General features: G+C 44.3%; 20 protein-coding genes. 14 read left to right on the forward strand and 6 right to left on the reverse strand.

Annotated features, from left to right (window positions below; translation table 11 throughout):
* The 4 genes from ACLI09_RS16895 to ACLI09_RS16910 form a co-directional block, all read right to left on the reverse strand.
* Positions 1-375, reverse strand: coding sequence for a nuclear transport factor 2 family protein (locus tag ACLI09_RS16895; RefSeq protein ID WP_411420825.1), 375 nt, complete (start codon positions 373-375; stop codon positions 1-3).
* Positions 376-933 (reverse strand): putative glycolipid-binding domain-containing protein, encoded by a 558-nt coding sequence (locus tag ACLI09_RS16900; protein ID WP_411420826.1) that lies wholly within the window; start codon positions 931-933, stop codon positions 376-378.
* 247 nt (positions 934-1,180) lie between these two features.
* Complete coding sequence (locus ACLI09_RS16905) at positions 1,181-2,203, reverse strand: hypothetical protein (protein WP_411420827.1); 1,023 nt, start codon at positions 2,201-2,203, stop codon at positions 1,181-1,183.
* A 348-nt stretch (positions 2,204-2,551) separates the two neighbouring features.
* The gene (locus ACLI09_RS16910; RefSeq protein ID WP_411420828.1) at positions 2,552-2,923 is read right to left on the reverse strand and encodes a hypothetical protein; all 372 of its coding nucleotides are present in this window, start codon (positions 2,921-2,923) and stop codon (positions 2,552-2,554) included.
* Positions 2,924-3,030: 107 nt separating this feature from the next.
* On the opposite strand from ACLI09_RS16910, the gene rmuC reads away from it, so the two are divergent.
* The 5 genes from rmuC to ACLI09_RS16935 all read left to right on the forward strand — a co-directional run bounded on the left by rmuC (position 3,031) and on the right by ACLI09_RS16935 (position 9,410).
* A complete protein-coding gene (gene rmuC / locus ACLI09_RS16915) occupies positions 3,031-4,431 on the forward strand; it encodes a DNA recombination protein RmuC (protein ID WP_411420829.1) in 1,401 nt (466 codons plus the stop codon).
* The gene (locus ACLI09_RS16920) at positions 4,428-4,994 is read left to right on the forward strand and encodes an acyl-CoA thioesterase (protein WP_411420830.1); all 567 of its coding nucleotides are present in this window, start codon (positions 4,428-4,430) and stop codon (positions 4,992-4,994) included. Before rmuC ends, ACLI09_RS16920 begins: the two co-directional genes overlap by 4 nt.
* 42 nt (positions 4,995-5,036) lie before the next feature.
* On the forward strand, positions 5,037-6,119 hold the full coding sequence (locus ACLI09_RS16925; protein ID WP_411420831.1) for a hypothetical protein: 1,083 nt from the start codon (positions 5,037-5,039) through the stop codon (positions 6,117-6,119).
* 126 nt (positions 6,120-6,245) lie between these two features.
* Positions 6,246-7,334 (forward strand): hypothetical protein, encoded by a 1,089-nt coding sequence (locus ACLI09_RS16930; RefSeq protein ID WP_411420832.1) that lies wholly within the window; start codon positions 6,246-6,248, stop codon positions 7,332-7,334.
* A gap of 24 nt (positions 7,335-7,358) precedes the next feature.
* On the forward strand, positions 7,359-9,410 hold the full coding sequence (locus ACLI09_RS16935; protein ID WP_411420833.1) for an FG-GAP-like repeat-containing protein: 2,052 nt from the start codon (positions 7,359-7,361) through the stop codon (positions 9,408-9,410).
* A 45-nt stretch (positions 9,411-9,455) separates the two neighbouring features.
* Here the strand turns inward: ACLI09_RS16935 and ACLI09_RS16940 are convergent, their stop codons facing one another.
* On the reverse strand, positions 9,456-10,721 hold the full coding sequence (locus tag ACLI09_RS16940) for an aminotransferase class I/II-fold pyridoxal phosphate-dependent enzyme (protein ID WP_411420834.1): 1,266 nt from the start codon (positions 10,719-10,721) through the stop codon (positions 9,456-9,458).
* A 215-nt stretch (positions 10,722-10,936) separates the two neighbouring features.
* Between ACLI09_RS16940 and ACLI09_RS16945 the strand changes: the two genes are divergently transcribed.
* The 7 genes from ACLI09_RS16945 (at position 10,937) to ACLI09_RS16975 (ending at position 15,941) form a co-directional block, all read left to right on the forward strand.
* A complete protein-coding gene (locus tag ACLI09_RS16945; protein WP_411420835.1) occupies positions 10,937-11,272 on the forward strand; it encodes a TM2 domain-containing protein in 336 nt (111 codons plus the stop codon).
* A gap of 4 nt (positions 11,273-11,276) precedes the next feature.
* Entirely contained in the window at positions 11,277-11,684 is a 408-nt protein-coding gene (locus tag ACLI09_RS16950; protein ID WP_411420836.1) for a DUF2752 domain-containing protein, read from the forward strand.
* The gene (locus ACLI09_RS16955; protein WP_411420837.1) at positions 11,681-12,193 is read left to right on the forward strand and encodes a hypothetical protein; all 513 of its coding nucleotides are present in this window, start codon (positions 11,681-11,683) and stop codon (positions 12,191-12,193) included. The genes ACLI09_RS16950 and ACLI09_RS16955 overlap by 4 nt, the downstream gene beginning before the upstream one ends.
* Before the next feature lie 93 nt (positions 12,194-12,286).
* On the forward strand, positions 12,287-12,622 hold the full coding sequence (locus ACLI09_RS16960) for a TM2 domain-containing protein (RefSeq protein WP_411420838.1): 336 nt from the start codon (positions 12,287-12,289) through the stop codon (positions 12,620-12,622).
* A gap of 18 nt (positions 12,623-12,640) precedes the next feature.
* A complete protein-coding gene (locus ACLI09_RS16965) occupies positions 12,641-13,213 on the forward strand; it encodes a non-canonical purine NTP diphosphatase (protein ID WP_411420839.1) in 573 nt (190 codons plus the stop codon).
* Positions 13,214-13,312: 99 nt separating this feature from the next.
* Positions 13,313-15,088, forward strand: coding sequence for a DEAD/DEAH box helicase (locus ACLI09_RS16970; protein ID WP_411420840.1), 1,776 nt, complete (start codon positions 13,313-13,315; stop codon positions 15,086-15,088).
* Positions 15,089-15,167: 79 nt separating this feature from the next.
* Entirely contained in the window at positions 15,168-15,941 is a 774-nt protein-coding gene (locus tag ACLI09_RS16975; RefSeq protein WP_411420841.1) for a carboxypeptidase-like regulatory domain-containing protein, read from the forward strand.
* Here ACLI09_RS16975 and ACLI09_RS16980 read toward each other — a convergent pair.
* On the reverse strand, positions 15,938-16,603 hold the full coding sequence (locus ACLI09_RS16980; protein ID WP_411420842.1) for a TrmH family RNA methyltransferase: 666 nt from the start codon (positions 16,601-16,603) through the stop codon (positions 15,938-15,940). The genes ACLI09_RS16975 and ACLI09_RS16980 overlap by 4 nt on opposite strands.
* A gap of 57 nt (positions 16,604-16,660) precedes the next feature.
* Here ACLI09_RS16980 and ACLI09_RS16985 point away from each other — a divergent pair, with 57 nt between their 5' ends.
* Both ACLI09_RS16985 and ACLI09_RS16990 read left to right on the forward strand, forming a co-directional pair.
* A complete protein-coding gene (locus tag ACLI09_RS16985; protein WP_411420843.1) occupies positions 16,661-17,191 on the forward strand; it encodes an RNA polymerase sigma factor in 531 nt (176 codons plus the stop codon).
* The gene (locus tag ACLI09_RS16990; RefSeq protein ID WP_411420844.1) at positions 17,191-17,973 is read left to right on the forward strand and encodes an anti-sigma factor domain-containing protein; all 783 of its coding nucleotides are present in this window, start codon (positions 17,191-17,193) and stop codon (positions 17,971-17,973) included. Before ACLI09_RS16985 ends, ACLI09_RS16990 begins: the two co-directional genes overlap by 1 nt.
* Positions 17,974-18,444 lie beyond the last annotated feature (471 nt).

Below are 18,444 nucleotides of genomic sequence, written 5' to 3' on the forward strand. Positions count from 1 at the left end.
TTATGAAACTAACTGGCTGGAGTGCGCCGCCACTACCTGCCATTGGCTTCCGTTAAAATGCCACACCCTTGTAAACCTGAAAATACCTACCGAGACATGCCCGTCATATTCGCTGCTTAGGTTTTTAACCACCGATACAATTGCCGTATTACTATCCAGCACTTCAATAAGCTGTGCACTTATATCAATACTGTATATCTCAAGCTTTCCGCTGCTGTGGGTTTGCAGGTCATCCTGCTTTGTTATCAGGTGCCCGTTATGATTGGTAAATATAAGGCCATCTGCCAGCAGGGCATCCAGCTCCGCAACGTTACTGCCTTTCATGGCTGCGATAAGGCGTTCTTCAAGGGCTTCTATTTGTATTTTGGTGTCCATTTATTTGGTTTTTAGCAATTTAAATATGTTAGGGTAATCGGTAACAAAACCATTATCATCAGTAGTTATGAGCGCGCTGAAATCATCATCTGTATTTTCATACATCCAGCTGTTGCCGCCTTTTTTGGTATAACGCTGCACTTTGTGGCTTATGGTATTCTCAAGCACATCAAAATATACTACGCTTATTTGCTGAGGCTCGCCTTCAATAAAATTAAGCGAGCGAATGGGCAATGTGTTAGTTAATGGCGTAAACGAAATATCTACAAAAACAGCTTCACCAAAGTCGGCCAGGTCAGCACCGCTTTTATTCGTCCATATCGCGCCATTGCGTGTGTAGACGTGGTGGTGTTCTTCCTGCCTCAGCGTGTAGCGCATGTCAATCTCAAGCACCTCCCAGTTAGTCGTAAGCTTTAAAAAATATTCGATATACACCGGTAGCTTACCGGCCCAGCCTTCAATTTCACTGCGGATAATGATTTCATCGCTGTGATAATTTACCGCGCAATGTTCTTCGGTATCATACAGTAATCCTTCCCATACAAAGCTCTGTTGCATAACTTTATTTTACTGCAAGTTAGGAAAAATCCTAAGTATAGGAACTGTGATTTAAGAAAGGTTTAAGCAAAATTTTGAACTCACAGACTATATGAAGCTATTACACAAAGTCCCACAAAGAAGGCACAAAGTCGCTCAAAGTGTCCTAAAATTAGACTTAGTGAATCTTTGCGCCTGCTTTGCGAAATATTTTTAACCAACAAAAAATCCGCACTCAGGCAGATTTTAAATCATATTAAAATATTGTTTACCGGCTTTTCATATACCCTATCTTCTGGTTGCGGCTGTTAACCAGCGTGCCGCCATTTGCTACGTATATCCTTTTATCAGAATCCTCATCAGAAAACATCATAGTGTAACCGCTACGATCAGATTTATAAAGTTTGCCAATAAGGTATACTTTGCTGTTTTCTACCTGTACCAGATTACCCTTTGTTGTCAGGTAGTACTGCCCGTGTGGGTCCTGAGTAAAATATACATCAGAGCGTACGCTTGCGGCAATACTTTGCTGCAGGCTCCTGTTTGAGGCAGGTACATCGCGTGTTGCAACCGTATTAGATTTTACCGTTATGGGTTTCACAACAGGCTTTGGCGTGGCAGTAGTACGTGAAACAGCCGGTGTTGCCGCAGCAACTGCATGCTGCGTGGCAACTGTTGCGGCAGGTGCGGCAATGGTTTTACCCACATCTCCCGCATTACCCCAGCCGTTTGCAATAAACGAAAGCCTGTCGCGCTTGGGAGGGTGGGTTTTAGTTCCGTTAGGCGAAGATATAAGGGCCATAACCGCTTGGGCATCTGGCAATGATGCACCCATTTTGTGCAGCACAAACCCGCTGAACTCATCGGCATCAAGCTCTGTTTGGGGGCGTGAGCCCACATTATCGAGTGTATGCCCGTTAAGGTGGTGGCCTATTTCGTGCGCCAGTATACTTATTGCGGCCCAGTTAGTCCCTGTAGATGCGTTTATCTTATCCATAAAATCAGGGTTGTAAAGTATAAAGCGCTTGCCGTTTAGCATTACGGCAGCGGCATTGGGCACATTGGCAGCCCTAAGTTCAAAGTTGGGTTTAAGCCCAATAACCGCCATCATTTTACTGATTACTTTTTCGGCTGTAGGCCCTGATTTAAAAGTGGTAATATCGCCCGTAACCTCTTCGCCATAGTAACTGCACATGTGCGAATATTTAAGGGGAGCGAAACTCTTTTGTGCCAATGCCGGCACCATGCAGCACAACGCTGCGATAAACATGCAGATTTTTATGCCTCTCATACGTCAGTCAGGTTAAAGTGTGTAATTATAACCAGTAACGCAAATTAAAAGCCAAAAAGTATTTTGTAAGTTGTTAAGGGAGAATATTTAACACTATAACGATTATTGTAATAACCTCCATACGATTAGTAAAAACAGGGCTCCCATATTATTACCCGTATCAGCAGCCTCGAGTATGCCCTTTGCCTATCGGCATCGCTGTACATATTTACAGTGCTCCCGTCAGGTAATCTTTTCTTAGCCGTGTAAATAGCGTACGAAGCAAAAAAACCTGCACTAAAATGCTCCAGGCTTTTCCGGTTGTGCCAGCTGCTCAACCCGTTCAGCACGCATTTTCTTTTCTAAAGCCTAATCAACATGCTTACCTCGTTCTTTAAGCAACTTTTTTGCGAGCAGATAGTCAAACTCATTCCATTCGTCTTTTTTTTGCACCAGGTCATGTAACTCTTCATCCGTAAAATCTAAAAGGTAATAGCCGTCCGGCACATTAGCTATCTGTGCTTCGGCTATTTGTTCGAGGTATGCCTGCGCCCTTTCAAAATCTTTATGCTGAATTTTAATCGCATATTCCTTTTGAAATTCACCACTGAAATTGCTGTCCAGCCCGGATGAAACTTCAACAATTTCCGCTGGCATTTCATTAGTTTCCAGCAACGCCTTAAGGGCTTTGGCCTCTTCAATAAAAGCGTAGGTTTTAAAAACACGAAGTTCAGCATCCATGGCAATTAGGTTTTATATACATAGGTAAAAGTAATAAAGCAAAGCACAACATGTATATTAAATGCCGATTTTTCCCTACTTTTACGCTTTAGCAATTTTACATACAAATGCCGGAAACCCTTACCCTTTTATTCGCCTTTATCATTGCCTTAGCCATAGGTGTTTTTATAGGGAAAATTATTTTTACATCTAAGGCAGCCGCCAATAATAAAGTATTTGAAGAACGGCTCATCAGCCAGCTTACGCTTATAGAACAGCTGAAGGCGCAGGCAGCCAATGAGAAGCTAACCACCGATAAACAACTTATACAACTACAACAGGAGCGCGACATCATACGCCAGAGCAAAGACGCCCTAAGCGTACAGCTAACTAAAAAAGAGGCCGACTTTGATAACCTGCTGGAGCGGATGCGCGAGCAACGCCAGGAAACGGAAGAACTTCGGGAAAAATTTACAAAGGAGTTTGAAAACCTTGCCAATAAGATACTGGAGGAAAAATCAACCAAGTTTACCGAGCAAAACCAGCAGAACCTTAAAACCATTTTAGGCCCGCTTGCGGAGAAGATTCACCTTTTTGAGCGCAAGGTAGAAGATACCCATAAAGAAAGCATCGACTACCATGCGGCACTGCGCCAGCAAATTTTAGGCCTTAAGGAAATGAACGAGGCTATGAGCCGCGAAACGATTAACCTTACCCGAGCGCTTAAAGGCGATGCCAAGATGCAGGGTAACTGGGGCGAGCTGATACTGGAGCGTGTATTGGAGAAATCGGGGCTGGAAAAAGGCCGCGAATATTATGTACAGCAAACCCATACCAACGAGGAAGGCGGCCGCATACTGCCCGACGTGGTAATAAACCTGCCCGACGGCAAAAAAATGATTGTAGACAGCAAGGTGTCTCTTGTAGCGTATGAGCGCTATATAAATGCCGACGACGATCCGCTGCGCCTGGTACACCTAAAAGAGCACGTAAACAGCATCCGCCGCCATATCGACCAACTGAGTGCTAAAAATTACCATGACCTCTACAGTATGGAAAGCCCTGATTTTGTGCTGCTTTTCATACCTATGGAACCGGCCTTTGCCATAGCCCTAACTGAAGATACCACGCTGTACAACAAAGCCTTTGAACGCAACATTGTCATCGTTACGCCCAGCACGCTGCTGGCTACGCTGCGCACTATCGACAGCATGTGGACGAACCAGAAACAGCAGGAAAACGCACTGGAAATTGCACGCCAGGCTGGTGCGCTATACGATAAGTTTGAGGGTTTTGTAGGCGACCTCATCAACGTGGGAAAAAAAATGGAGGAGGGCAAAAAAGCCTACGAAGGTGCCATGGGCAAACTCGTGCAGGGCAAAGGCAACATTATCGTATCTATAGAAAAATTAAAGAAAATGGGTGCCAAGGCAAAAAAGGCATTACCCGAAAACATACTGAACCGGGCATTACAGCAGGATGAGGATGCCCTTTTAGAAAAAGACCCTAACGAATTGCTTAATTCATGAAAAATAGTATATCAGCGTCGGGCCACAGGAAAGCAAGCGCATCAAAAGTTACCATATCAGAACTGATGCTGCCCAGCCACCAGAACTTTAGTGGGAAGATACACGGCGGTTACATCCTTATGCTTATGGACCAGATAGCCTTTGCGGCGGCCTCAAGGTATAGCGGCACGTATTGCGTTACGGCCAGTGTAGATACGGTTGACTTCCTTAACCCTATAGAGGTGGGCGAACTCGTAACCCTAAAAGCATCGGTAAACTATGTGGGCAACAGCAGCATGATAGTGGGCATCCGGGTAACTTCAGAAAATATAATGACGGGGGTAGAAAAGCACTGTAACTCATCTTACTTTACCATGGTTGCTAAAGACAAGGAAGGTAATACCGTAAAAGTGCCCCCAATGGAACTTAATACATTTACCGAAGTACGTCGCTTTTACAGTGCGCTTAAGCGTGTAAGCCTTAAAAAAGAACGCAGCCTCCATGAGGAAACTTTTGACCATAAAAGCCCGGAAGCCTTAGACGGGCTTAAAAATTATCGCGTTATGCTGGCGCTTGAAAAATAGTAAAGATTTATATATTTGCAACTTACATAATGCGAAACCTACATGAAACAGTTGCACGGGCTTATACTATTTTTACTTTTTAGCATACTTGCCTCCTGCGGGAGTAACGGCAACGACGACTACATTCCACTACCGGAATCGCCCGTAGTGATGGACCTTGCCGCGGTTCCTTATGCCAGCCTAAGCGATTATAACTTCTTTGAGGGAGAAATTAAAAACCTCAGCCCTGTGTATGGCGTACTGCCGTATGACCTTAACAGCAGCCTCTTTACTGATTATGCTAAAAAGAAGCGTTTTGTATGGATGCCAGCAGGCGCTAAAGCCACGTATAGCGAAGACGGCAAGGTGCTTAACTTCCCGGTAGGTACCGTACTGATAAAAACATTTTACTATGACGCGATTGAAGAAGGTGGGGAAACCGACCTTGTAGAGACGCGCCTGATGATAAAAAAGGCATCCGGATGGATTTTTGCTGACTACGTTTGGAATGAAGACAGGACTGCCGCGGTTTTAAGCACGCAACATACCGGCCACCGTCTTGTAAAGTGGTTAAAGGACGGAGAGGTACGCCAAACGTATTATAAAATTCCGGCTACTGTACAGTGTGCGCTGTGCCATACAGTAAACGACCAGCCTACAGCCATTGGCCTCAAGCCGCAAAACCTGAACAAAAATTATACCTATGCCGATGGGGTTAAAAACCAGTTGGCAAAATGGGTGGAATTTGGTTACCTTGATACCGCTCCACAAAACATCGCAAGCACGGTAGACTGGACCGATACCACCAAACCACTGGAACTCCGCGTGCGCTCCTACCTTGATATTAATTGTGCACATTGCCATACCGATGGTACCTACTGTGGGTATACACCCATGAACCTGGCGTTTAACAAAACAACCACCCCGGAAAATTTTGGTATCTGCAGGGTACCTGTAGATTTTGTAACCGGCGACCAGCAATATATTGTTAAAGGGGGCGATGTGGAAGGTTCGTTGATGCATTTCAGGATGACGACTAACATCCAGAGCGAAATGATGCCGCTCATAGGGCGTTCGGTTATAGATGAAGATGCTGCGGAAATGATAGAAGACTGGATAAACAGCGTACCTGATACCTGCGATTAACCTTATATCTTCATCCAAAATTATTTTATGTAAAAATTTATAATTTTAACATTTAACATTCTTTATTCTGTTTTAACTTGGTAATATTCACATATATTTGCAACACACAGACAACATTTTGCAAATATGAAATTACATGCGACCATACTGAAAATTTCTATCTTACTCATGCTCGCCGGCACTATGCTGTCCTGCGGTTCAGACGATTCATCCGAATATAAACCGGTATCACCTGTAGTGGCCGACCTTACTGTTGTGCCTTACCCTAAACTTAGCGACTACCATTTTTTTGAAGGGGAAATGAAAAACCTTGAGCCGGTTTATAAAGTTATCCCGTATGACCTTAACAGCGGCCTATTTACTGATTATGCCCATAAAAAAAGGTTTATCTGGATGCCGGAGGGCGTAAAGGCAACTTATAATGGCGACGGCAAGGTACTGGAGTTTCCCACAGGTACAATCTTGATAAAAAACTTTTATTACGATAATGTACAGCCGGATAATACAACACGTATAATTGAAACCCGGCTGATGATACGCAAAAGCACAGGCTGGATATTTGCAGATTACATTTGGAACGACGAGCAAACCGAGGCTTATTTTAACCTGGCAGGTGGATATACCCCGGTTACCTGGATGGAAGGCGCAGAACAAAAAACAACAAATTACCGCCTGCCACCTGAAACCGAATGCTTTACCTGCCACAAAAAACAGGAAACAATAGCGGCAATAGGCGCAAAACCCCAAAACCTAAATAAAAACTACTTATATGCCGATGGGGTGCAAAACCAGTTATCGCGCTGGGTAGAGGAAGGTTATCTTAATGAGGCACTGCCACAGCAGATAACAAGCACGGTTGACTGGACAGATACCTCACTACCTTTAGAGCTGCGCGTGCGCTCCTACCTTGACATTAACTGTGCCCATTGCCACAGCGATGGTGCCCATTGCGATTACAGGCCCATGCGTTTTGCATTTAGCGAAACCGGCGTTGCGGCAAACCTGGGCATCTGTGTACCGCCGGAAGAAAATATAAACAGCTCGCTTACCTATATTGTTACAAAAAAGAACGCGCTCAGGTCGGTAATGCGTTACCGCATAAATAGTACCGACCCTGCACAAAGGATGCCCATACTGGGCCGTACTGTAGTGCATACTGAAGCCGTAGCGATGATAGAACTATGGATAAACAGCATGGACGCGCCGTGCCCGTAACTTAAAACATACAAAAACACGCATATGAAACACTTACTTACTATTGCCTTTTTATGCTTTTGCTTTACAGGCATAAATGCCCAGCAAACCTGTGCCACTGCCGTAGCTGTAACGCCGGGAATATATGATGTAACGCTTGCCGAAGAAAGCCAGGTGCCCACACCATTGTGTACCCAGGGCTCTAATAATCCTACGAGCAGGGGTGCCTGGTATACCTACACCCCTGAGGTAACAGTTACTGCTACAGTAAGCACCCTGATACCCGGTTATACGGAGCACGACACCCGTGTTCATATATATTCCGGTACGTGCGACAACCTGCTTTGCGTGGGCGGCGACGATGATAGCGGCGGCGCGCCCGGCTATACCTCTATTGCATCGTTTACAGCAGTGGGCGGTACTACCTACTATATAGCGTTTGACAATAACTGGAACAGCGACAACTTTAGCTTTAACCTTACCGAGGCCGAATATGTGCCCCCTTTGTTTACCGACCAGTTTATAACGCTTGATGGTTACCGCAAATGGTGTATCGTAGACCTTAATGGCGACTATCTTGATGATATTGTAGCATCGGGTAATGGCTTTGTAAATGTCTTGTACCAAAACAACGGCACTCCCGGCTTTACGGCAGCTACACTAACGTCCCCTACTATAAATAACATGACCGACTGGAGCATGGCCGCAGGCGATTATGACAGCAATGGCTTTAACGACTTACTGTATGGCAGTGGCGGGGGTGCAAGCTTACTACTTGCCAACGATACCGGTACGGCCTATACTACCGTACTTAATACGCCCATATCTATTTTTTCGCAGCGCTCTAATTTTGTAGATGTAAATAACGATGGAAAGCTCGATGCCTTTGTATGCCACGACTTAGCCCCCAACGTATGCTTTATAAACGATGGCAACAGTGGCTTTACGTTTCAGCAGGGTGGCCTGGGCGACTGGCCCAGCGGCGGCAATTATGGTTCTATATGGATTGATTATGATAATGATGGCGATAGCGACCTTTTTATTGCTAAATGCCGTGGCGGTGGCGACCAGGCCGCACTTGACGAACTGCACCGCAACAATGGCGACGGCACGTTTACCAATGTAGCCGTGGCAGCAGGCCTATCAGACCTGCACCAGTCGTGGAGCGGTGCCTGGGGCGATTATGATAACGACGGCGATATGGATGTAATGATAGGTAACAGCGCAGGCGCCTTTGGCAGCGCCGACCCTAACGATCCTTTAAACGCGCACAAGCTTATGCTCAATAATGGCGACGGTACCTTTAGCAATATTACCGCTGGCTCCGGATATGATACATTTACAACGCCCAGCCTGGTACACGTAGCCCACGATTTTAATAACGACGGCTTTATAGACATCTTTGGGGGAGGCCATAGCATTATGTACAACAATGGCGATATGACCTTTTCACCAAAAATTATCCCGGCAGACAGCGGCCCTATAGGCGACCTTAATAACGATGGTTTCCTTGATATACAAAATGATAACCATATTTACTTTAATACCCCTAACGACAACCACTGGATTAAAATAGAACTTGAAGGGACCGAGAGCAACCGAAACGGTATAGGCGCGCGGGTAGAAGTGCATGCAGCAGGAGCTGCCTGGGGCGATACCCAGATACGCGATGTAAAGAGCGGCGACGGGTTTTGGTACATGAGTTCGCTAAATACTTATTTTGGCCTTGGTGCTGTTGACGCTATAGACAGCGTGGTTATAAAGTGGCCCTCTGGTGTTATAGATACAATTATATCTCCGGCTGTAGACCAAAGCCTCCACATTGTGGAAGGCAGTAATGTTTTAAGTACTGCTCTAAATAGTACCTCTGCATTCACCATTTACCCTAACCCCGCAAAAGATGTGCTTACCATAAATACAACCGCATCGTTTGAGCCGGTTAAGGCAAGAATTTATACTATAGATGGTAAAGTGGCATGGTCCGGCAGCATTACTGGCAGCAAAATATCTATCCAGCAACTACAAAAGGGCACATATATACTTACCCTACAGGATATACAAGGCAAACAGCACAGCACTAAATTTATTAAAGGATAAAAAAAATGGCCGCAAATTGCGGCCATTGTACTTATATACTGAAGTTTATTTTGCGGAAACATCTACCGTGGTAGCTTCTGCGATTTTTTTATACGTGCCGTTTTCCAGCTTCTCACGGATGGCTTCATAAGCAGTAAGCGTCTGGTCGATGTCTTCTTTAGTGTGTGTAGCGGTAGGTATCATCCTAAGCAGTATAATGCCTTTAGGGATAACGGGATATACCACAATACTAAGGAAAATACTGTAATTTTCCCTAAGGTCGTTTACCAGCGCCATGGCTTCGGGTATGCTGCCTTCCAGGTATACAGGGGTAACACAGGTATTGGTGTCGCCTATATTAAAGCCCTTTTCTTTAAGGCCACCCTGTAGGTAGTTTACATTTTCCCACAGTTTGTCTTTAAGTTGCGGTGTGGTACGCAGCAGGTCAAGGCGTTTAAGGGCTCCTTTAACCAGTAGCATAGGCAATGCTTTGGCAAACATCTGGCTGCGCAGGTTATATTTTAAAAAGTCGATAACATCTTTATCCGCAGCTACAAATGCGCCTATGCTGGCCATAGATTTAGCAAATGTGCTAAAATATACATCTATACCATCCTGGCAACCCTGCTCCTCGCCGGCGCCGGCGCCGGTGGCACCCAGCGTACCAAAGCCATGCGCATCGTCTACTAAAAGGCGGAAGTTATATTTTTCTTTAAGGGCAACAATTTCTTTTAGCTTACCCTGCTGTCCGCGCATACCAAAAACACCCTCGGTAATTACAAGTATACCGCCGCCCGTGGTTTCAGCCATGTTAGTGGCGCGCTCCAGGTTTTTCTCAATGCTCTCTATATCGTTGTGCTTGTAGGTAAAGCGCTTGCCCATATGAAGGCGCACACCATCTATAATACAGGCGTGGCTGTCTACATCATACACTATAACATCATTTTTGCTTACCAGTGCATCTATGGTGCTCACCATACCCTGGTAGCCAAAGTTTAACAGATAAGCCGACTCCTTTTTAACAAAAGCTGCGAGTTCCTGCTCGAGCTGCTCGTGCCAGCTGGTATGGCCGCTCATCATCCGGGCACCCATAGGGTAAGCCGCTCCATATTCGGCAGCAGCCTCTGCATCTACCTGGCGTACTTCCGGATGGTTTGCAAGGCCAAGATAATCGTTTATACTCCAGTTAATTACCTCTTTACCATGAAACATCATGCGGTTGCTAAGGGGGCCTTCAAGCTTAGGAAAAACATAATAACCCTCTGCCTGTGAAGCCCACATGCCTAATGGGCCTTTATTTTTTTGAATCCTTTCGAACAGATCTTTTACCATAAATCAAAATTTACTTTTCGTAATTTAAAAACGCACCAAAAGTAATTATTAAATTGCTGTTATCATAATAATTTTAACTTCTTATGCAGGGGCAACCTATTAATTTAGGCTAATAATACAAACAGGAAGGCAGTTTTAAAAAAAAATTATGAAAACGTTAGCGCTAACAATATTTTTTTTAGATTTACTACATAAACAATCAAAAACAAATACAAATGGATTCTCAGAAAGTAGACATGTTCCTTATGGCAAATGGTAAGCACTTTAGCCCTGCCCATATCAATTTTATACGCGAGAGGCTGCAGGCCGTGGACGATTCTAAATGGGGCATGATTAACAGCGTTGACCTTAAAGACCCTACAACAGTGCTTATAGTTTCAATATTTGCCGGCAGCCTTGGCATAGACCGTTTTATGATAGGCGATACCGGCCTGGGTGTAGGCAAGCTATTAACATTAGGAGGTTGCGGCGTATGGTGGCTGGTCGACTTGTTCCTTATACAGGATGCGACACGCCAAAAAAATATGGAGAAACTACAAATGTACCTATAGTGTAATGAGCAGGTCCAGGCTATACCTGTTACTGGGCACATTAACAATAGTTGGTTATGTTTATTTGGCCTACAGCCTGTTCAGTCATAACCATAGCGGCATAACCGTTTGCCCGATAAAGAACATAACAGGTATACCCTGCCCTTCCTGCGGTACCACACGCGCCGTAATAGCTATAATATATGGGCATTTTAGCAAGGCCGCATTCATAAACCCACTGGGCTACTTAGCCGCGGCTTTTATGGCGGTGCTGCCATTATGGTTGTTGCACGACCTGATTTTACAAAAAGATACATTACGCGTTAGCTACGCTACAATGGAAAATTATATAAAAGGCAGCAAATTAATTATAGTGGTTGCCGCGTGCCTGATGCTTACAAACTGGATATGGAACATTTATAAAGGCTTATGAACAACACTAACCATACCCTGCAGCCTTATGAATATGAAGCCGCAGGCAATGCATACCTTATGTCATTAGCAGCAGCGGTAGCCGGCTTACCCCTGCCCATTATAAATGTTATCGCTGCTTTTATTTACTTTTTGGCAAGGCGAAAATCATCTTACGCCATACGCTGGCACTCATTGCAGGCGTTGCTGGCACAATTAATCGTAATGCCTTTTAATAGTATTGCCCTGGGATGGACACTTTCTATTATTTTACATCAGCATCCTTTTAGCGCCTGGGTATTACCCCACAGTGATCATATTGTGACGCATTCAGACTTTACGCAGTTTAGCTTTCCTCCCCTATTCTGGGCCTACCTGGCTTTTGTACTGCTTTTAAACATCTTTGAGTTTATCGCCGTAATTTCTACAGCAATACAGGTACGTAAAGGTATTAATGTACGTTGGTTTGGCATTGCTGTCATTACCGACGCACTTTGCAGCAAAGAAAACCGCGACCCCTATACTATTTAAGTCGGCTATATTTAATGACATTTCTTTGTAACAAATGTTCCTTGAAATTGTCTTATATAAAAACACGATTTAACGACCACAAATTAAAACACCATGGACGCGAATAAAGTAGATATGTACCTGATGGCGAATGCCAAATATTTTTTACCACAACACATAAATTATCTCAGGGAGAGTTTGCTGAAACTTGACGACTCACGGTGGATAATGCTAAATACCGCAGATATACATGACCCCGGTAACGTACTGCTGGTTTCTATATTTGGAGGTAAGCTGGGCATAGACCGGTTTATGATAGGCGATGTGGGCCTGGGCGTTGCAAAGTTGCTTACCTGCGGCGGATTCTTTATCTGGTGGCTGGTAGATCTGTTCCTGATACAGGATGCCACACGTGAAAGGAACATGGAAAAAATACAGCGTTTCTTGTAAAACATCTATTTTTGCAGTATGAAACTTGTATTTGCATCAAACAATATAAATAAGATTACCGAAATAAAGCACCAGTTGCCACCGGATATCGAGCTGCTGAGCCTTGAAGATATAGGCTGCCTTGAAGATATTCCTGAAACGGCTGATACCATAGAAGGCAACGCAATATTGAAAGCCAACTATGTTACTGAGCGGTATGGTTACAACTGCTTTGCAGACGACACCGGCCTTGAGGTAGATGCGCTTAACGGGGCGCCCGGCGTATACAGCGCACGCTATGCCGGCGAAGATAAAGATGCAGACGCCAATATGGATAAACTTTTAAAAGAACTGGAGGGTAATAGTAACCGGGCCGCCAATTTCAAGACGGTTATAGCGCTCAATCTAAACGGTGCGCAGCATTTATTTACCGGGATTGTAAACGGCAGCATCACTATGCAAAAGGCGGGGGATAAGGGCTTTGGCTACGACCCCGTTTTCAGGCCGGAAGGACTTGAGGTGACTTTTGCGCAAATTTCGCTTGACGAAAAAGCGCTCCTTAGCCATCGCGGCAGGGCAGTAAAACAACTCATCTACTTCCTTAAAAAATAACTGACTGATAGTCAATATATATCTTAAAAATAAATCTGCAATAGCCATTAGCTTATATGGTTAATAAATTGTACCTTTGCGGCTTATTTAAAAGCATATATGAACAAATTTGAACTATTGGGGCTAAGCGAGCCGCTGTTAAAAGCGATAGCCGACCTGGGTTTTGAAAACCCGTCGGAAGTACAGGAGAAAGCCATACCCCTATTATTGGAAAAAGATACCGACATCGTGGCACTTGCCCAAACCGGTACAGGCAAAACTGCTGCATTTGGCTTCCCGCTTATCCAGAAGATAGATCCTGAAAACAGAAACACACAGGCACTGATACTTTCGCCAACGCGCGAACTTTGCCTGCAAATTACTAACGAAATAAAGTTATACTCTAAGTATATTAAGGGTATAAACACCGTAGCGGTTTATGGCGGCGCCAGCATTACAGAGCAGGCACGCGAAATAAAACGCGGCGCACAGATTATTGTGGCCACCCCGGGCCGTATGCAGGACATGATAAACCGTGGCCTTGTAAATGTTACCAAGCTTGATTTCTGCATCCTTGATGAGGCAGACGAAATGCTTAACATGGGCTTTTATGATGATATCGTAAACATATTATCTACATCGCCGGATGAAAAAAGCACCTGGTTATTTTCTGCTACCATGCCACAGGAAGTGGCACGCATAGCAAAAGAATTTATGCGCAAGCCGCTTGAGATTACCGTAGGCCATAAAAACTCGGGTTCAAGCACTGTATCGCACGAATTTTACCTGGTTAACGCCCGCGACCGCTATGAGGCGCTTAAGCGTATAGCCGATGGTAACCCTGATATTTTCTCGGTGGTGTTTTGCCGCACAAAACGTGATACCCAGGCCGTAGCAGAAAAACTGATTGAAGATGGATATAACGCAGCGGCGCTGCACGGCGACCTTAGCCAGGCACAGCGCGATGGCGTTATGAAATCATTCCGTGGCAGGCAGATACAAATGCTTGTAGCGACCGATGTTGCCGCGCGTGGTATAGACGTTGATAACATTACACACGTTATTAACTACCAGCTGCCGGATGAGGTAGAAACCTACAACCACCGCTCTGGCCGCACAGGCCGCGCCGGTAAACTGGGCACTTCTATTGTAATCATTACAAAAAGTGAGCTCCGTAAAATATCGCTTATCGAAAGGACAATCAAGCAAAAATTTGAGGAGAAAACCATACCATCGGGCATCGAAATTTGTGAGATACAGCTACTGCACCTTGCAAACAAAATACACGATGTAGAGGTAGACCACGAGATAGACTCTTACCTCCCGGCTATTGAAGAGGTTATGAAAGACCTTACAAAAGAGGAGCTTATCAAGAAAATGGTATCGGTAGAATTTAACCGTTTTATCAATTACTATAAAAAGAACAAAGATATTTCTGCCCAGAAAGCAGGAAGCGACCGCAGGGACGAAGGCTTCTCAGGAGGATCTTCAGACGGTGCCGCACGTTTCTTTATCAACATTGGCTCACGTGACGATTTCGATTGGATGCAGCTTAAGGATTTCCTTCGCGATACCCTTGGCCTTGGCCGTGACGATATTTTTAAAGTTGATGTTAAAGAAGGTTTCTCGTTCTTTAATACCGATGCGCAGCACGCCGAGCTTGTAACTTCTACACTTAACGCGATGCACCTTGAAGGGCGCCGCCTTAACGTAGAGATATCTAAAAACGACGGAAGCCGAAATAGTGGACGCCGCGACCACGGCGGACGCCCGTCTGGCGGAGGCTTTGCGCCCAGGGGTGAGCGCAGGGGCGAATCATTTGGCCGTGGCCGTAGTGATTCATCACGTCCGCCGCGCCGAAATGAAGGCAGCAGTGACCGCAAGCCACGCAGGTAGATAAAATATTTCTTATCAATTGCATACTAACTACAAAATATCACGTTTGTTTATTACTTTTACAGCACATAAACAATCAATGAGGTATTTTGTAGTTTTTTTTATATCGTTACTTTCACTTACAGCCCACTCCCAGGATAAAGGCAAAGCCACTTCGAGCGTAACAGGAACCATCGTTTCAGACATCACACTGCTTCCTGTGTCGGGAGCTAACATAATCAATATTAACCGCGTTAAGGGTACCGTATCAGACGGTAAGGGTAATTTTACCATAGAAGCCACAGCTAATGATACCCTGCATATTGCATTTATAGGCTACCTGCCTATAAAAGTGCGTGTAACTAACGACTGGATAAACAATGCAACCAACACCAAGATACCCCTAACCGAGCGCGCTAAAGTGCTTGACGAGGTAATAATAAACAAATACAACCTTACAGGTTACCTGGTTATAGACAGCAAACTTGCGCCGGTAGACGATAAAAGCTACCGCTACAACATAAGCGGGCTGTACGGCTATGAGGGCGGCAACAACTCCCCTACCGCGTTTAAAAAAATTGTAAGCTCGGTTTTTAACCCTGCCGATGTGCTGCACAATATCTTTGGCAAAAAGCCCACAGAAATGCGCAGGCTGCGCGAAATGAAAAAAGACGATGCTGTGCGTAATGCCCTTGCCAACAAATTTGACCGCGAAACGCTTGCTGCGCTCCTTGGCGTAACTAAAGATGATATTGCAGAAATACTGGAACGCTGCAACTACAGCGAAGAATTTGTAAAAACCGCAAACGACCTCCAGATAATGGATGCCATAAGCGGCTGTTATGAAGATTACAAAGCCGTAAATAAGAATTAGTGCTGCTCTAAATACCTCGACGTAATAAAATCAATGTCCTTTATTGATTTCCGGGCCCAGTCGATACGCTTTTCAAGCATCTCCTCATCTGATAGCTGCCATTGTATATCTGATTGCCTGAGCCTGCTGCTAAGGCTTTGTATGATTATAGCCGCAGATGATGATATATTAAGGCTCTCCGTAAAACCCACCATTGGTATTTTAAGGTAACCATCAGCTTGTTCTAACACCTCATTGCTAAGACCCAGTTTTTCAGTACCAAAGAACAATGCTGCAGGTTGCGATATATCAAAGTCCTGTAGCAGGCACGATTCATCATGCGGACTTGTAGCAATAATGCGGTAACCCTTTGCCTTAAGATGCTCTATACATGATGCAGTGGTGCCGTAACGGCTCACATCTACCCATTTTTGCGCGCCAAGCGCTATCTCCTTATCTATTTTTTTGCCGTATTTTTCTTCAATAACGTGTAACTCCTGAACGCCAAATACTTCGCAGGTACGCAGCACGGCGCTGGTATTGTGCAACTGGTACACATCTTCTACAGCTACCGTAAAATGCTTGCTGCGCTGCTGTAATATCTTTATAAAATTATCGCGGCGGCTTTCGGTAATAAACGTTTCAAGGTAAGCCAGATACTCTTGGCCTGAGGTATTTTTCATCTGTATTTTTAACTTATCATACTTTTTAGTATCTTCGGGATAACCAAACCCTGGATAATGACACAAGAACAATTACTGGAACAAATTTACAAAAAAGACGGCAAAGCGTTTACTGCACTATACGACATGTATTCAAAAAGCCTGTATGGCGTTATTTTCAACCTCTTAAAAGATAAAGAAGAAAGCGAGGACGTACTGCAGGATGTTTTTGTAAAAATATGGAAGAACATTGACACCTATAACGAAGGGAAAGGCCGTTTTTTTACCTGGATTGTAAATATCGCCCGTAACTCGTCTATAGACAGGCTTCGCTCTAAAGGCCATAACAATAGTAAAAAAAACCTTTCATCAGACAATTTCGTACATATACTCGATTACAATACCAGTGTAACCAACAGGATAGATGCAATTGGGATAAAGGAATTTATAAACAAGCTGAAGCCAAAATGCATTAAGCTAATCGACCTGCTTTTCTTCAAGGGCTATACCCAACAGGAAGCTTCAGACGAACTTGAAATACCACTGGGAACTGTAAAAACGCAGAACAGGAATTGCATAGGTGAATTAAAAAATATACTACAGGACTAATGGAAATGGAAGAATACATAGCATCCGGTACGCTTGAGTTTTATGTGTACGGGCTTTTGTCTGAACAGGAAAATCTTGAGGTTGATGCATTGGCTAAAAAGCACAACGAAGTGGCAGCCGAGATACTTGCAATAGAAAAGACGGTCATCAACCTGTCTTATGCTGTGGCTCCACCGCTTTCGGCAGAGAATTTTGAACGCATACGCGAAAAGCTTATTGAGAAACACGGTGGTGTGGTACAATTACAGCCAAAGCGTAGCCTGAGTGGCTATATAGGCTGGGCAGCGGCCGTGGTGCTTATGATGGGCCTTGGCATACAATCTTACAAATACAACCAGGCTACAGAGCAGGTACAGTCAGCCACCGCACAGCGCTCTAAATTTGAGCAGCTGGTAGCTGATGCCAATAAAAAGAATGCCGAACATGAGGCGGCGCTTGCCATAGTGCGCGATGTACAAAATACCACTGTAAAACTTGCAGGGCAGGCTGTAGCGCCACAGGCGTATGCCACCGTATACCTGAACAAGGCTAAGGGTGAAATATATGTAGACGTGGCAGGGCTGCCAAAAGCGCCCGCGGGCAAGGTATACCAGATATGGGCGCTTAAGCTAGAACCTTTAACGCCTACCAGCATAGGCCTTGTAGATGACAACGAGGCAAACAGTGGTGTATTTAAAATGGACAACTATATGGGTGCACAGGCCTTTGGTATAACACTTGAACCGGCAGGAGGAAGCAAAACGCCAACTATGGAGCAACTATATACTTTAGGTAAGGTATAATACCTAATTGACAAAAATGAAAGGAAGTCGTAAGGCTTCCTTTTTTTCATAATTTAACTATCGAATCCCTTTTAACTCAAACTGTAAGCACCCATGCTAAATTATATTCTTTTTTGCAGTAACATTTTGTGCAGTAGGCTATCTGACAGGTTGACCACTGAAAAAAATCGCATAATTTTGATTTGTAAAAATTGCGGGCATCAACAAGATTCTGGTGTATTGTTAGGAGCGGGGGATTAATATAACGTATCGAAAAGAAGGTCAGGAACGTATTGAAATCTTTTAAATAATGTTGCTTCGATAAAATAATTTTAGTGCGGTTATTCAATCTGTAGTTACTTAATACGAAAAAAAAAGTCGGAAAACCTTATCGATAAAAGATTTCCCACTATAATTTTATTTTAGCCTTTCCCGAACAGATGTCGAACTTTTTTGAAGAAGATTTTGGAACGTTTTACAAAGTTATTTTAT

The organism is Flavobacterium sp. RHBU_24 (assembly GCF_046613695.1).
GTDB lineage: Bacteria > Bacteroidota > Bacteroidia > Flavobacteriales > Flavobacteriaceae > Flavobacterium.